Below are 15,432 nucleotides of genomic sequence, written 5' to 3' on the forward strand. Positions count from 1 at the left end.
ATTGATTAAAAGTTTATTTTAAGTAAAAAGGAGCTTTATTCTATAACTGATTTTCTCATCCTCCTATTTGTTACCTATTAATCTGGGATGACAAATAGAAAATGTTGTTATGTGGAGTATATCTTTGTATAGGACTGATGCTGCCTATATCGAGTCAGCGTTAGCACAGTGGAGGACCGCTCAAGGTGTTCAAATCATGGAAAGATGCGGTATGAGAGATGGAAAATTGATGAATGAAATGACTGAAGTTGACTTTTTGTAATAATTAAATGAACCCTGTAGTAGTCACTAAGAAGTTGAAAAGTTGCTGCTATGCAGGGTTCTTTCTTTTTAAATTTCCATAGAATGAAGTTAGATTATCTATCTATCAGTTGGGAAATGCTTTACTTGATCAACTGCCTCTAATAATTTTTTCGTTACAATTTCTGATTCATCAATATGGCTTGTTAGAACGCGATTTGTTTCCTCAAATAAGGCTGTCGTCCTATTAAATTTATGCATAACATCTTCGTTTGATAGCTTCTGATCTTTAATTGAAGCTAATAGCTCATTTATTCCCGTTTGCACATTTGTCATAATGTGCAGCAATTGATCCATTTTCACAGATGTTTTAGCACTTTTATCAATGCCTTCCGTTACTAGCTGCATATTATTTTTATTATCCTCGTAAGCAAGTCCAATTTGTTCTTCTATTTTCTTTGTTAAATTTGCAATATCTTCTGTGCTTGTTTTCGTATTTTCAGCTAATTTGCGAACTTCCTCAGCAACAACCGAAAAGCCTTTACCATGCTCCCCTGCTCTTGCTGCCTCAATAGATGCATTCAAAGCTAGTAAATTTGTTTGATTTGAAATTTCCCCAATAACATTTACAATTTCCGCTATTTGCTTTGAGCGCTCACTTAAATTACTCATGCTTAAAGACGTTTTTTGAGACTGCTCTCCTAACGCATCAATCAAATGCTCGACTTCCTGAACAGCCTGCTTGCTTTCAACCGATAATGTCATCATTTGATCCGAGGAAGAGATTAATAAGTTCCCTTTATCTAGGGCATTTTCAGAAATTTTATTGGATTGAATTGTGCTATGCTCAACTTTATTAAACTCTCCTACAATATCTGCGACCATTTCTCCTAAAATAGTATGCTGGTCATTTACCTTGTTATGTTGTTCAATAGTTTCAATGATTTCCTTATGTAACTCGTTTAAAAAAATTTGAAATTCATGATCTTTCTTATCCAGCTTTGCATTCAGTTCATCAATTTTAGCCTTAAATTGCGCTATATCCACTTTTTTTGATTGAAACATTGTTAACACAGCCATCACCTCAGAAAATAGAATATTGAATATGTATTTATTTTACTGGATTTAAAGTAATTAATATACATCTTTAGAAAAAAACAAACACTCACTACTAACAACGACATAGCATGATAGTAGTGAGTGTTTTGTTTTTAATAGGCTAAACCAAATAAAGCTTTAATATGTGTCAAGTAACGAATATTAGAAGCTTCTTTCATTAATGTTGCAGGAAGGCCTTTAAGCTCTGTGTTGCTCGCACCAATTGTAGCAACAGCATCTTTACGACCTAAGCTTGCAAGTGTACCAGAGTTTACAGCTGAGAATGGTTTCATGTCTTGGTTTTTGTATTGTGCAAATACATTATAACCAGCACATTCACCCATTTGCCATGCAACTTGTGCTGTTGGAGCGTATAGTGGACGACCTCCATCAGCTGGTAGTGCAACAGATGCATCACCAATAACAAAGACATCTTCGTGAGATGTAGATTGTAAGAATTCATTAATCGTTGCTTTACCACGATCAGCAGCTAGACCTGACTCGCCTACGATTGGAAGTGGAGCTACCCCACCTGTCCAAACAAGTGTATTTGCAACAATTGGTTCACGGTCTTTTAAAGAAATAACGTTGCCGTCAACACCTGTTACTGGTGTACCTGTAATAAATTCTACACCACGTTTTGTTAAGCTTTCAGTAGCGCGCTGGATAAGTGTATCTGGAAGAACTGGCAAGATTTTCGGACCAGCTTCAACAAGTTTAATTTTAAGATCAGCAAAATTAACACCGTGTTTTGCAGCGATTTTCGGGAAGTTGTCCACAATTTCACCAACAAGCTCAACACCTGTTAAACCGCCACCACCAATAACGATTGTTGCATCTGCTTCATCTTTAGATTGTGCATATGCTTTAATGCGGTCTTCAATATGTTTGTTAATTTTATTAGCATCATTTACTGATTTAAGAACCATAGAGTTTTCTTCTAATCCTGGGATACCAAAGAATCCAGTTTGGCTTCCTAAAGATACTACAAGTGTATCGTAAGTTAATGTATAACCATTATCTAGATCAACTTTTTTAGTATCTACATTGAATTTTGATACTTTCGCAATGTGTAGGTCGATATCTAAACCTTTAAAGATTTTTTTTAGTGGTAATGCAACAGCACCTTCTGCAATTGTACCACCTGCTAAACGGTGAAGCTCAGTGATAATTTGGTGTGTTGGGAATTGGTTTACTACAGTAATTTTAGCTTCATCAGCTGATAGATACTTACGTGCTGTTAATGCAGTTAAAACGCCAGCGTAACCTGCACCTAAGATGACGATTTCTTTTGACATGATTAATTAATCCTCCGTCCTAACGAATTGAATTTACCTTGAGTCTTATTTAGCTTTGCGTTCTGCGTTAACTTGTAAGAAAGCATTAACAAAACGGAAAACATTTTGAACTTGAGGGTCTTTTAACATTTTCACAAGACCGAATAAACCAATTACTTCATGGCTTTCAGATGCACGGTCTTTCGCTTCAATTGCAGTTGCTGCAAGGTTTTTCGCAGAGCCAACTACAGGACCAGCGATTTCTGTTACTGCTCCAACAGTATCGTTTTTAAGCACTTCGTCTGTTGCAACAGCTTGAGCAAACTCATATGATTTCGTTAATAATGTCATCATTTCAGTTAACTTCGGTAATTGCTCAACTAAAGTTGTAAGTGATTCTTGAACTTCAGGCTTTAATAATTGATCTAGTACATCTAATTGCTCTTTACTCACAGTTACTTGTTCAGCCTGTGTTTGGTTATTCGTTTCTGACATTTTGAACTCTCCTTTGCCATCACTAGTACTATTTTTTATTGCTTACATGTAAAAAAGACCATTAAGGTAAAACTTAACAGTCGTTACAGCGTATATCTTACACAATCACCAGTCACAAGGGCTGGATAGCGATTCGTATGACTTGTTATTACAATGTTTACTTTAAATCGCAAAAAGCGCATCATAATACCATCCTTATCTTGTCTTGGTGACATTACAACCTTCATTATAAGACTGTTTGTACATTATTTCAATGAGCTATATCACAATTTCGACAATCTTTTCAAAATTCATTGATTTTATCAACTATTAACTGTCTTGCTATAATAAATTTTCCAGCGCATCATAATTTTTAATAGATAATTCTTTTTCCTATCATCTCTATTTACCCTTCTTTTTGGAATAGAGATAAACGACGACTTAAGGTTTCTCTTGTAGTATTCAATAAGAAAGCTAGATTTTTTTAGTGTCAATAGAAATGTGTACTATTGTCTAACGGGGCTTTCCCAAAGCTCAAGATTATTCTTTATTTTAATTTAATTACAATAACACGAGCGTCTGTAATTGCTTCTAAGCTATGCTTTTCAGATGGTTTTAAAGTTAAAATTGTATCTTGTGTTAAAATTTCCTCCACACCTTCTACAAGAAAGCGAACTTCACCAAATTGAACAATAATTAGCACTTCATTGTCCGCATGATGCTCAGGAATTCTTTCACCTGCACGCAATTGAATGTTCAAAATATCTGCACCAGCGATACTCCCTAATTTACCAATATGTTTTGTCTTTTCTTCTAACATTGCTTGAATTGGTATAATTGTCATTGTCATTCCTCCATTACACTGTTGTCCCTAGCTTTAGGCTACTATAGTTTCTTTTTGATTTACGATGTTCCTCTACTTTCTTGGCCACACCCCCACTATAATGAAGAATCGCTCTGATTGTCTGTGACTTACATCACTTAAAAAAAGAAGTATCCCAAATAATGAGATAACTCCTTTTACAACATATTTTGTATTAACGTTTTTCAACTGAAAGCCAAAAGAAATTTGTTACTTCCTTTGCCGTCACATCTACTGAGCCTAGTAAGGTTTTACCATCGCCATCTTTAAAATACCCTACAGTCATCAATGCCATAAAGTTATGAGCGAAAAACTTTGCATTTCCTTTTCGAATTGTGCCCTTTTCCATCTCTTTTTGCATAGCCTGCTCTATTGTTTGATACATACCATTTTCGGATGCTTGAACTTGTCTCAGCTGCGATTCCGATAAATTGATGGTAGCCTCTTTCATAAAATTCTTCATATCAATATCGATAGTGGCTGATAAATGAACTTCAACGAGCTGTTCGAGTCGTTCTTTAAATGGTTTAGGCTGCTCTAAAATTTGTAGAATAGATAGCTTGATACGATCCATCATAGCGATTAAAGCAGAAGTATATAAATCCCCTTTAGTTGGGTAGTAGTAATAGATAGTCGCCTTTGTTACGTTACAAGCTTTTGCTACATCATCCATTGAAATATTTTTGTAGCCCTCTTTAATAAAAAGTCTTGTGGCGGTTTCAAGGACAATATCTTTTGTAGGTTTCGCATTTTCATCATGGCGAGGTCTCCCGAGAACACGCGGTGATTGTTTCAAAAAGTTCGCCTCCTTAATTAAGCATTCTTTTTATACATATTATAACATATTAATATTTATGGATTGATTAATTAACCTTCTAGTATATATAATTAAATCACTTACACGAAATGGGGGTCTTTTATGAATAAACATCCACTTGAGCAATGGGGCTCAATGGTTGCAAGTAAAAAGGGACGATTATTAGCACTAGCTTTTTGGGTGTTATTAGTAGTTGTATTGTCATTTGCTTGGCCACAAATCAACAGTATAGAAAGTGAGTCAGGCAAAAACCTACCTGATACAGAAATGTCTGAGCAAGCTGCGTCCATTATTGCAGAGCAATTTCCTAATGATGCCGGAACACCTCTATTGTTGGTTTGGCATCGTGAAAATGGCTTATCACCTGATGATTTTTCGGCTATACAAGGTGTATACAGCGAGCTGCAAGCAAAGCCCTTAGCCCATCAAACAATGGTTCCATCATTTGATCAAATGCCACCTCAGGCTTTAATGGCTTCCGCTTCCGAAAATGGCACAACAATTGTAACGCCTGTGTTTTTTGAAAAAGGTGTCGCAACAGATATGCTACAGGATAGTTTAGATAAGCTGACAAAAATAATGGAAGGCTATCAAGTACAATTAGATGAAAAATTATCTAGCGATGCACTCCATGTGCGCTATTCTGGACCAGTGGGGATTGCCACTGATGCTGTCAGTTTATTTTCACAAGCAGATGTGAAGCTATTGATCGCAACTGTATTACTCGTCTTAGTATTACTTATTATTATTTATCGTTCTCCATTGCTAGCTATTATTCCGTTAATTGTTGTAGGGCTTGCCTATGGTGTGATTAGCCCGACACTTGGTTTTTTTGCTGAACAGGGATGGATAGAAAAAGATTCACAGGCAGTTTCCATTATGACGGTTTTACTTTTTGGTGCAGGTACAGACTATTGTTTATTTTTAATTTCAAAATATAGAGAAATACTTTTTGATGTTGAGGATAAGACGGTCGCTATGAAGCTAGCTGTTAAAGAATCGGGTGGTGCTATTTTAATGAGTGCCCTAACAGTGGTCATAGGGTTAGCTACCCTTAGTCTTGCCCATTATGGCGCATTTCAACGCTTTGCCGTGCCATTTAGCTTTGGCGTGCTTGTCATGGGAATCGCAGCACTTGTTGTCCTACCCGCAATTCTTGTCCTCATTGGGCGAGTAGCATTCTTCCCCTTCACTCCACGCACAGAGGAAATGGCAAACAAAAAGGGCAAGAAACAGCATAAGCCTTCACATAAGGTCAGTCATAAAATTGGTCATTTTGTTACCCATAAACCTTGGGTCGTTATTGCTGTCACTGTTATCTTACTTGGAGGATTAGCAGCATTTGTTCCACGTATTCAATATACCTTTGATTTGCTTTCATCCTTCCCAAAAGATATGCCGTCTAGAGAAGGATTTACATTAATAGAAGAGAATTTTTCGCCTGGAGAGCTAGCACCTGTTCAATTAGTCATTGATACAGAAGGTAGTGATATTAATTTACAGCAACAACTTGAAGCTATCTCTTATATTGATAGTGTGGCAGATGTACAAATTGGCGAAAAAAATAAGAATATACACTTGTATGAGCTCACTCTCCATGCCAACCCTTATGCACAGGAGTCATTAGCTCATATTCCTGAACTACAAACAGTGGTTATAAAAATGCTAGAGGCACAAGGTCTTAATCAAGCTGAGAAACATGTTTGGCTTGGCGGGGAAACAGCTAGTCAATACGATACACAGCAAATAACTAAGCGTGATGAAACAGTAATCATGCCAACCATGATTGCCTTAATCGCATTATTATTATTTGTCTATTTACGCTCTATTACAGCAACCGTTTATCTATTAGCGACTGTGATTATTTCTTACTTTGGGGCATTAGGCGCTGGATGGTTAATCTTACATCATATCATGGGGGCCGAGGCAATTTCTGGAGCTATTCCATTGTATGCCTTTGTGTTCTTGGTAGCTCTCGGAGAGGATTATAATATCTTTATGATCTCAGAAATTTGGAAAAAGCGTAAAACCACTGACCATTTAACAGCTGTAGAAGAAGGTGTTGTCCGAACAGGAAGCGTTATTACATCTGCTGGACTCATCCTAGCAGGTACATTTGCGGTGCTCGCAACATTACCGATTCAAGTGCTTGTTCAATTTGGTGTTGTGACAGCCATTGGTGTATTGCTCGATACATTTATTGTACGACCATTACTCGTACCAGCTATCACAACAGTACTAGGTAAATATGCTTTTTGGCCAGGTAAGTTATTTAAAAAGGATGCCTAAATAAATAGCACGGACATTAGCTAGGTATGATTATCATACATGCTCATGTCCGTGTTTTTTTATATTAATACTATAAGCATTTCATCATATAATTAGTAAATTGACCTTATTACATTCTATTTAAATAAGGAGTGGCATGCATGGATCTTCAAAAATTACAGCAACGTTTCCCATTATTAAGCCCCTTCTCAGGTAGAACTGATGGAAATTATGTATTTAATTTTGAAAATCAGCTTTACGAAATTCCAATACACACAATGACACAAAGTGAGTATGAGCTATTGCGGATATTCTCAGGACCCACTGTCTTATTTGATGACTACAATATCGTTTGGCTTGATTATCTAACAGGGAAAAAAGACATTGCCCCAGCTGTCCTTCCTATGCATCGTTTGTTATTTCTTCAATTTGACAAAGACTTTACAGCGCCTACCCTATTGCGTTCAGTCTTCGAGGCTTTACTTGGGAAGGATATTATACTGCTATCACTTCATCCACAATTATTTGTCATAATCGAATGTATCGATAGTGATGAATTATTAGATTTTACTCATTATCTTGATCCCATCATGGCGGACTTAGAGGTATACTTTAAGATTTTTGTTTCTGATGTTATAAACGACCATACCATGACCAAGGAACGATTTAACTGGTTTGTTCACCTCCTACCATCCATTTGGACTTATACATCAAAGCATGTACTCACACAGCAAGAGCTTTTAGTGCCATATCTAACGCAGCATCTAGCCTATCAAGAGAAAGAGATTTTTATCTCCTCTATTCTAAAAAGTGCCACCTCTCAGCCAGCGTTACTCCATACAATCAAGAAATTGATTGAATACGAGGGAAACATTACGTTAGCCTCTAAAAAAATGTATATGCACCGCAATACCTTACAAAATCGCATAGATAAATTTCAACAAATGACGCAAAAGGATATTCGGCAATTTTCCCATCGACTAGAAGTTTATCTCGCCATTATTTTCTTAGAATCACTTTAAGACCAACTGCACAATTTATGGTCACAACACTGTGCACGCTTTCCATATACACTCTACTCTAAAGTCATTTACAATGAAAATATGACTTATAAAGGGGTGTAGTATGTATGGCGGAATTACGGTTAGAGCATATCTATAAGATTTACGATAAAAATATCCAAGCCGTAACTGATTTTAATCTGCATATTCATGATAAGGAATTCATTGTGTTTGTAGGTCCTTCTGGCTGTGGTAAGACAACAACCTTACGTATGATTGCTGGCTTAGAGGATATATCAAAGGGAGAACTATACATTGACGATGTTTTCATGAATGATGTGGAATCAAAAGATCGTAGCATCGCAATGGTATTCCAAAGCTATGCTTTATATCCACATATGACAGTCTATGATAATATGGCATTTAGCTTAAAGCTACGAAGGGTCGATAGAAAGGAAATAGATCGTCGTGTAAAAGAAGCTGCTAAGATTTTAGGGTTAGAGGATTATTTAAAAAGAAAGCCAAAAGCTTTATCAGGTGGACAACGTCAGCGTGTAGCACTTGGCAGGGCTATTGTCAGAGATGCTAAGGTATTTTTAATGGATGAGCCTCTTTCGAATTTGGATGCCAAATTACGTGTGCAAATGCGAGCAGAAATTCAGAAGCTCCATCATCGAATTCAAACGACAACGATCTATGTCACACATGACCAAACAGAGGCTATGACGATGGCTACCCGTCTAGTAGTGATGAAGGATGGGCTTATCCAACAAATTGGGACACCTAAAGAAGTATATAATACACCACATAACATGTTTGTGGCAGGCTTTATTGGTTCACCATCCATGAACCTCTTCCATTGTCGTCTAACAGATACCGAAATCCTTTTAGGCGAGCAAAGCTTCCCTATTCCCTCCATGTACTTCCCGTTGTTAAAGGAAAAAAATTATTTAGGGAAAGAGATTATTATGGGTATACGACCTGAGGATTTACAAATGACTGATATTATTTCCCCTTACACTTTCACTGCAACGATTGATGTCGCAGAATTACTAGGAGCAGAAACTTATCTCTATTGTTCGTTGGCAAATCAAAGTTTCATAGCTCGAGTACAGGCTGATAACAATTTGCATCCATCTGACAAGGTTTTCCTAGTCATGAAGGAAGAAAAGCTCCATATCTTCGATCCTCAAACAGAGGAGCGTCTTTGAAGCATGCATTGTTTCGAATCCATAAGTTCGGGGAGAGAAAGCCAGCTATATATATCATTGATGGCAATCGAATTTATTCAAACTACTATATCGAATTAAAAGCACGCTAGGCATTATCCACCTAGCGTGCTTATTCTATTGATCTTTTTTTGCAGCGGCTTGAATCTCAAAGTAAGCCCAATGCTCTTTTGGTATATCCTTGAAGATTTGTTCTGTGTCCTCAGTTGGTATTGGACGATTAAAGATTCGATTCAGTACCTTTACTGCCTGTGCACGTGTTAGTTTTTCTTCAGGTCTAAATTCACCATTGCCTGAGCCAACCATTATACCTATCGCACTTAGGCGATTGATTTCTTTTGCTGCCCAATGTGTGAACGTCACATCACTATATGTTTCTCCACTTGTCGTTATTTCGCAATACGAGGTATCTGTAGACCCTTCTACACATTGCTTATCAATCCATCTCATAGCAATAACCGCCATTTGGGCTCTAGTAATCATATCATTCGGTCCGAATGATCGATCATGACGTCCTTGCATAATTCCTTCTGTACGAATATATTCAATATCATTTTTTGCCCATGAAGTAGCTGTATCCGCATAAAATAGATTAGAGGCTTCTGGTACATGATTGTCACTTAGGTTTCTTGCCAACATCGCTGCCATTTGGGCACGAGTGACATTTGCATTTGGACGGAAAGTGCCATCTGTATAGCCATGAATATAGGAAGCAAATGTGCTGTCTACCTCTATTGGTTCTTTCTCTGGTTGCCCTTCTTCCTGCTCTTGTTCTACATAAAGTAGAGAAAATGTAGAAAAGTGCTCTACATCAAAGGCTATACTTGTTTGTCCTCTCGTAAATTCTGCAAAACGCCCATGTATTATTTCAGCTGTTCCATTACTATGCTCTACATAGACCATCATATTTTCTCGTTGAGCTGATGTGAGATTCCCTGGTAATGGTAGTAGCAATGTTACTTGGCGATTTTGGAGATTTGTGTCGATAGATACTGGCTGACCAACGAGTTTTACATTAGCGCCATCACCCAGTTGTAAAACTATTTCAGCTTTTTTAGCCCGATCCTCGATAGCTTTTTGCTGCAATGCATCCTTAATCGGCACAATTCGGAAGAAAATATCTTCATTAAAATCATTCATTGAAGCAAAAGGAACATCTATTTCGACCATTCCCATAGCTATACTAAAATGTGATTTGCCCTCTATTAATCGTTTCGCAGCCCCTCTATCAAGTATCACCTTTGTTGCACTTGCTGGTGGTTCTATATTAGGGATCACAAGTCGAGATCTTTTATCTTCCTTATTTCCTAATATCCGAAGAAACTCGTTTGCATTTGCAACCGTAAAGTTTACTGTATCTTGAAAGCTACCGTTACTAAATACACGTGTTAACACGGTTTGGAGGACCACATCATCTGGCATATTTTGATCTACAACATTTATCTTTAGCTGATTACTTGGTGCAGCAGGATCAGGTGTTGGTGTAGGACTCGGCGTTGATGATCCTCCATCTCCTGGTACATTGTTTTTAGACCACAAAGCATACAAGATCAAATTCCCTTTGCCCATTTGAATCGTTTGCCCCATTTTATAAGTAACACCTTTTCCATCAGCCTTCGTATTCCATCCGACAAATGTATAGCCTGCTTTTATTAAATTACCTGTATTACCCAGTATTGTGATAGGGTCCTGATGTTTATACTGCTTTGAATCTATTGGTACTATCCCCCCATCAGCCCCGTTACTGTCATACGTAACCGTATATGTTTGCAGTGCACTAGTCGTAAAATTCCAGGATGTATTATTAGTAATACCTTTATACGCATTACCTGCTACATCAGTAAATGCACCTGCGTCAATTTGAATGCTGTAAGTGGTGTTATGGGCTAAATCCAACGTAGGATTTACTGTCACAGTTTCATTAGTGATAGAAACATTTGCTTGTGTAACAGCAATTGTTTCGACAATTTGGTTATCTGTAGCATTTCTTATGACAATATTTTTACTAGTTACAGGTAAGACCTTTTCATCAAATGTTAATATAAGATTATCTGCAGGCTGTACATTAGTTGCCTGATGCGCTGGGAAATAGGTTGTTATTTCAGGAGCCTTTTTATCAAACATCACAATTGTTCCTGATGAAATCTCTGTTACCTGTAAGCCGTTATTCCCTGCTAAATCTTGATAATCAATTGTAAAGCTAATTGGTCCCTCTGTGTCTCCGGGCTTCAGCGTATAGCTTGCTTGCCATGTTTTAGCATCCCCATCACCTTTATCATTTACATTTGCTGTTTGTCCTAGGATAGATACATTCGGTGATTGAATGTCCTCACTTGTCTCAAAGTCGATTGTGATTACATCGTCTACCTTAGCAACTGTTGGATTAGCATTGTTTGAAGCCATTGTCACCTTTTTTACAGTTGGCTTTACGCTATCGACAATGACATAGCTTCCATCAGTTACGTCCGTTACCTCTATTGCTGAATTACCTAGCAGATCTTTAAAGTTAATGGTAAAAGATGCTGTTCCATCTAAATCATCATTGGCTATAACATATGTTGCCTGCCAGTTCGTGGATGCTCCTGTTACAATAGCAGCTTTCCCCGAAATGGTAATTATAGGTGCTTGTATATTTTTATCTGTTTTCATTGTTAAGGTAATCGTATCTCCTACCTTAGCCTTTGTAGGATCCAGATTATTCGATTTGATCTTCACCTCTACAGCTTTTGGCAGAGCTTTATCAATCACAAATGTAATGGTTGCCGTATTACCTGCACTATCCGTTACTACCAATGTATAATTTCCGGAGGTACTCACAGTGGATCCACTTGTGAAAATAGCTTCATTCAAGGTTGCCGTTCCTTCATTAAAGCTAATGGTTACGTTGGTGTTGTAAACACCATTATTTGTAACCCCTGTTATGACTGGAGGTGTTGTATCTAGAACAATTGTATCTGAGAATGTATTTGATATATTGCCAGCAGTATCCCTTAGTTGCATATAAACTGTTTTACTACCTTCTCCATGGGACAAAGTCCAACTTTTCGTAGATACTTTTGACTCCCAACTGGACCAAGTAATACCATCATTTGAAAAGCGCATTTCTATCGCTTCTCCTTCTAAATCTGTTGCCGTCAAAGTTAAGGTAACGTTTATAGAACTTGTCGAGATTTGTCCACCGTTAACAAGGATAGAACCTGATGGTGCATGATTTTTAGTAATCTGGATTGTAAACTCCTTATCAAACGTATTACCAGCCTCATCAGCTACTCTTATCGTAATCTTATAACTATTTTTCGTATCGTATGCAAACAGTGCATTTGTCTTTAATACATTCCCATCAATCGTAAAGAGGCTTGTATCTCCAGACTGTAATGAATACTTGAATGTTTGTGAGCTTCCTGTATCCACTGCCGCCAATGTTCCAACAGTTGTACCAATGGGTTTCTTTTCTTGTACAGTAGTATTATTGAGCTCAATATCAGTAGGTGGTGTACTATCATAGAATATTTGTAATTCATTTGATGCTTTATTTAATGCACCTTCACTAGTTGCAACAACCTTTTCAGGAATTTTGATTTTCACAGCTCCATCTGCAACAGGTGATATTAGGGCTGTATATGTGTTACCAATTCCAGACAGTGCTGTCACGTTTCCATTTGTAACTTCTATATCTCCAATCGTAAAGCCTGTCACTGACCAACTGAAAACAATAGCTATAAAAATTGGGAAGTTATTTGTTGGACTAGGTTTATTTGTTGTAATGGTCACTGCTGGACGTGCATTGACGATTAGATTCATCGTATAGACACTACTAAAATCATTACCATCGCTTACCTTAAATGTAAAAGATGAAGAAGAGCCATTTTCCGTAATATATTTTAAATTACCTGCATCTAAATTAGCCTTACTAATTGTCATACCATTTGTAATCGCTTCCCCACCATCAAATTGCTGGTTATTGTTGTTATCAAGAAAGAGCTGACCGCTATTTGGGATAGTAGAGATTTGAATCTGTTGCAAAGTATCTCCTGCATCTTCATCAGAAAAAGAAAAGGAAGTACTATTAAATGTATATACTTGACCCTCGTTTACATTTATAGTTCCATTACTGGATGTCGGTGGTTTATTTAAGGCAAGGGTTGTTACCTCCTGCATCATATATGCACTCTTATTGCCATCGGTATCTTTGACAATGACATTAAAATAATAGGTTGTATTGGCAGCAAGGCCTGTAACATTAAAGGAGTTACTATCTTTGGTATAGCCATCTAATGGTGTCCCATTCAATTCAATGGTACTAACCGTATCAATATTGTTACTACTAGATTGATAGACTTGATATTCTAAATCCTCTTGAGCTGATATATCATCAGATGCTTTAGCCCAGTCCAACTGTACGCCTGAGGTAGTAATATTTGAGGTAGTAATAGTACCATTTGAAATTGTTGGCGGATTATTATTTGGGATATCAATCGTAAATTGGGTAAACGTTAAATCCCATAGTCCCGCCTGTACAGTAGGTATAAAATTTACGCTCGCAGTAATGACAAATGAGTTGATTCCTTCTATATTAATAGGAATATCATAAATAGGCTCATGATTTGCAACTGTCTTAAAAGTTACAGGATTTCCTTTTGGGTTTCCTGCTCCATCATACCCTTGAATTGATAAGGAAAATGCATCGTTTTCACGATGTTTATTAGTCGTATTAATTTTTATTGATTTTAAATCGAAGATCCCGCCTGCAAAGCTTTCTCCAGCTGAAATTCTAATTGATTTTGGTGGTGAATATTCATCTGCATCAAAATAATAACCAGCTGGAAATTGTGATCCATTGCTATACGTAAATAAATCAATACCATTATCACCAGGAAGACCGCTTACTACAAAGCCATTATTTGTGTCATCTTTCCATCCTACTTGTGTTAAATCCTGTATACACTTCGGAAAATTGGTCGAATCACAAGTAGCTGCCTCTACTTTTAAAGGTGAAACGAAACCTATTCCTGCCATTTGACTATAAGCGACTAACAGCAAACACAAGGTTATGGTTAATATCTTTTTTCCCATTCTATATTCTCCTTCTTGGTTTCACACCCTTCATTTAATGAATCGTTAACTCTTAGGAGGCCATTCCCCATATAAACAAATAATAAAGTTCAGTCCTAAATATGGCTGCATATTGTTATGTGGTTGACCTCCTCCAACAACATTAACAGTCATTAGATTCATTTGTTTATTTACTTGTGGCGTATAAACTGGGACAGTTCCTTTCCCTTGCTGATCTGTCCATATTGCACCCGTTGGATCATTATTAGTGGTTTGAAGATTGTTACAATTTGCTAGATGGTTATGACTAGGCATCTCATTTTCCAACAGCGATACAGAGGATGCACCGCCAGTACTGCCTATAATTCTAGGCGTTAATCCTACACCTGTTCCTTGATGAATAGCTGCTCTACCATTTAAATTGGGTAATGCAAACGTTGTTTTTCCATCTCCTCCATATCTGTTACCCAAAATAGCATATAATGCACTATTCGAGGCAATGTTTATTATCTTGCCATCGCACAAGGCCCAGTCTTTTGGTGCAAAATTACCGCCAAATATTCTAATTTCTCCAATATATGCTTCTGACACTTTCGTCTTCCTCCTTCCCTAGTCTCTTGATGGATAAATTCCTACTAGAGCTATGCAGTAATTAGCGACACTGTATGGCTGCATATTTTGATGTGACTGCGAATTTCCTGATGTTGACAATGCTTGCGTGTTCATATTAGTATTTGGTTGATTGACAGAATAAATATTATTAGCAGATGTACCCCACACGTTTCCAGAAGCCACTTTCAACGTAGCACTTTCTGAACTACCATTAACAATATGTGAATGAGTCGGCATCTCATTAATTGTTAATACATGTACCTCTTCTCCTGCTTTTTGTCCACGTGTGATACTACTACTTACATGAACTGGAACTCTTCCCCTTAAATCAGGTAATGCAAACGTTGAGGAGCCATTACCACCATAAGTTGCTCCTAAAATTGAATACAGCGCTTGGTTTGTATTAATTTGCAATATTTGCCCATCGCATCGTGCCCATCCCCTTGGAACTGTCCCAAAGCCAAATAATCGTATTTCACCTACAAATGGTTCACTCATCCTT

13 protein-coding genes are annotated in these 15,432 nt (G+C 37.3%); 4 read left to right on the forward strand and 9 right to left on the reverse strand.

Annotated features, from left to right (window positions below):
• The first annotated feature begins 124 nt into the window (after window positions 1-124).
• Entirely contained in the window at window positions 125-262 is a 138-nt protein-coding gene (locus tag V1L66_RS21390; RefSeq protein ID WP_333006343.1) for a hypothetical protein, read from the forward strand.
• Window positions 263-360: 98 nt separating this feature from the next.
• On the opposite strand, the gene V1L66_RS21395 is transcribed toward V1L66_RS21390, so the two are convergent.
• The 6 genes from V1L66_RS21395 to V1L66_RS21420 form a co-directional block, all read right to left on the reverse strand.
• Window positions 361-1,320 carry a methyl-accepting chemotaxis protein gene (locus tag V1L66_RS21395; protein WP_244905106.1) on the reverse strand — a complete coding sequence of 320 codons (960 nt, stop codon included), beginning with the start codon at window positions 1,318-1,320 and terminating at the stop codon, window positions 361-363.
• A 131-nt stretch (window positions 1,321-1,451) separates the two neighbouring features.
• A complete protein-coding gene (locus V1L66_RS21400; RefSeq protein WP_036075433.1) occupies window positions 1,452-2,636 on the reverse strand; it encodes an NAD(P)/FAD-dependent oxidoreductase in 1,185 nt (394 codons plus the stop codon).
• Window positions 2,637-2,681: 45 nt separating this feature from the next.
• Window positions 2,682-3,110, reverse strand: a complete 429-nt coding sequence (locus V1L66_RS21405; protein ID WP_016993443.1) for a DUF1641 domain-containing protein — start codon at window positions 3,108-3,110, stop codon at window positions 2,682-2,684.
• 83 nt (window positions 3,111-3,193) lie between these two features.
• Window positions 3,194-3,325: a hypothetical protein gene (locus V1L66_RS21410; protein ID WP_255349861.1), complete on the reverse strand. Its 132-nt coding sequence runs from the start codon at window positions 3,323-3,325 to the stop codon at window positions 3,194-3,196.
• 311 nt (window positions 3,326-3,636) lie between these two features.
• Window positions 3,637-3,933 (reverse strand): AraC family ligand binding domain-containing protein, encoded by a 297-nt coding sequence (locus V1L66_RS21415; RefSeq protein ID WP_016993442.1) that lies wholly within the window; start codon window positions 3,931-3,933, stop codon window positions 3,637-3,639.
• Between the two features lie 193 nt (window positions 3,934-4,126).
• Window positions 4,127-4,747, reverse strand: coding sequence for a TetR/AcrR family transcriptional regulator (locus tag V1L66_RS21420; RefSeq protein ID WP_258859030.1), 621 nt, complete (start codon window positions 4,745-4,747; stop codon window positions 4,127-4,129).
• A 123-nt stretch (window positions 4,748-4,870) separates the two neighbouring features.
• On the opposite strand from V1L66_RS21420, the gene V1L66_RS21425 reads away from it, so the two are divergent.
• The 3 genes from V1L66_RS21425 to V1L66_RS21435 all read left to right on the forward strand — a co-directional run bounded on the left by V1L66_RS21425 (window position 4,871) and on the right by V1L66_RS21435 (window position 9,248).
• Window positions 4,871-7,057 carry an MMPL family transporter gene (locus V1L66_RS21425; RefSeq protein WP_333006344.1) on the forward strand — a complete coding sequence of 729 codons (2,187 nt, stop codon included), beginning with the start codon at window positions 4,871-4,873 and terminating at the stop codon, window positions 7,055-7,057.
• 140 nt (window positions 7,058-7,197) lie between these two features.
• On the forward strand, window positions 7,198-8,058 hold the full coding sequence (locus V1L66_RS21430; RefSeq protein ID WP_333006345.1) for a helix-turn-helix domain-containing protein: 861 nt from the start codon (window positions 7,198-7,200) through the stop codon (window positions 8,056-8,058).
• 107 nt (window positions 8,059-8,165) lie between these two features.
• Window positions 8,166-9,248 (forward strand): sn-glycerol-3-phosphate ABC transporter ATP-binding protein UgpC, encoded by a 1,083-nt coding sequence (locus V1L66_RS21435; protein ID WP_333006346.1) that lies wholly within the window; start codon window positions 8,166-8,168, stop codon window positions 9,246-9,248.
• Window positions 9,249-9,383: 135 nt separating this feature from the next.
• Here V1L66_RS21435 and V1L66_RS21440 read toward each other — a convergent pair whose 3' ends face one another.
• Genes V1L66_RS21440 through V1L66_RS21450 form a run of 3 tightly spaced genes read right to left on the reverse strand, consistent with a single transcriptional unit; the run spans window position 9,384 to window position 15,428 of the window.
• On the reverse strand, window positions 9,384-14,339 hold the full coding sequence (locus tag V1L66_RS21440; RefSeq protein WP_333006347.1) for an S-layer homology domain-containing protein: 4,956 nt from the start codon (window positions 14,337-14,339) through the stop codon (window positions 9,384-9,386).
• A gap of 45 nt (window positions 14,340-14,384) precedes the next feature.
• Window positions 14,385-14,909 carry a tail fiber protein gene (locus V1L66_RS21445; protein ID WP_333006348.1) on the reverse strand — a complete coding sequence of 175 codons (525 nt, stop codon included), beginning with the start codon at window positions 14,907-14,909 and terminating at the stop codon, window positions 14,385-14,387.
• Window positions 14,910-14,927: 18 nt separating this feature from the next.
• Window positions 14,928-15,428: a tail fiber protein gene (locus V1L66_RS21450; protein ID WP_333006349.1), complete on the reverse strand. Its 501-nt coding sequence runs from the start codon at window positions 15,426-15,428 to the stop codon at window positions 14,928-14,930.
• Window positions 15,429-15,432: the final 4 nt, after the last annotated feature.

It is taken from the genome of Lysinibacillus sp. IITD104, from assembly GCF_036698265.2.
GTDB lineage: Bacteria > Bacillota > Bacilli > Bacillales_A > Planococcaceae > Lysinibacillus > Lysinibacillus boronitolerans.

Excerpts from the sequence above, each read along its gene's own strand:
- V1L66_RS21395 (WP_244905106.1), bottom strand. The coding sequence starts at position 1,320 with ATGGCTGTGTTAACAATGTTTCAATCAAAAAAAGTGGATATAGCGCAA.
- V1L66_RS21400 (WP_036075433.1), bottom strand. The coding sequence starts at position 2,636 with ATGTCAAAAGAAATCGTCATCTTAGGTGCAGGTTACGCTGGCGTTTTA.
- V1L66_RS21405 (WP_016993443.1), bottom strand. The coding sequence starts at position 3,110 with ATGTCAGAAACGAATAACCAAACACAGGCTGAACAAGTAACTGTGAGT.
- V1L66_RS21410 (WP_255349861.1), bottom strand. The coding sequence starts at position 3,325 with ATGTCACCAAGACAAGATAAGGATGGTATTATGATGCGCTTTTTGCGA.
- V1L66_RS21415 (WP_016993442.1), bottom strand. The coding sequence starts at position 3,933 with ATGACAATTATACCAATTCAAGCAATGTTAGAAGAAAAGACAAAACAT.
- V1L66_RS21425 (WP_333006344.1), top strand. The coding sequence starts at position 4,871 with ATGAATAAACATCCACTTGAGCAATGGGGCTCAATGGTTGCAAGTAAA.
- V1L66_RS21430 (WP_333006345.1), top strand. The coding sequence starts at position 7,198 with ATGGATCTTCAAAAATTACAGCAACGTTTCCCATTATTAAGCCCCTTC.
- V1L66_RS21435 (WP_333006346.1), top strand. The coding sequence starts at position 8,166 with ATGGCGGAATTACGGTTAGAGCATATCTATAAGATTTACGATAAAAAT.
- V1L66_RS21440 (WP_333006347.1), bottom strand. The coding sequence starts at position 14,339 with ATGGGAAAAAAGATATTAACCATAACCTTGTGTTTGCTGTTAGTCGCT.
- V1L66_RS21450 (WP_333006349.1), bottom strand. The coding sequence starts at position 15,428 with ATGAGTGAACCATTTGTAGGTGAAATACGATTATTTGGCTTTGGGACA.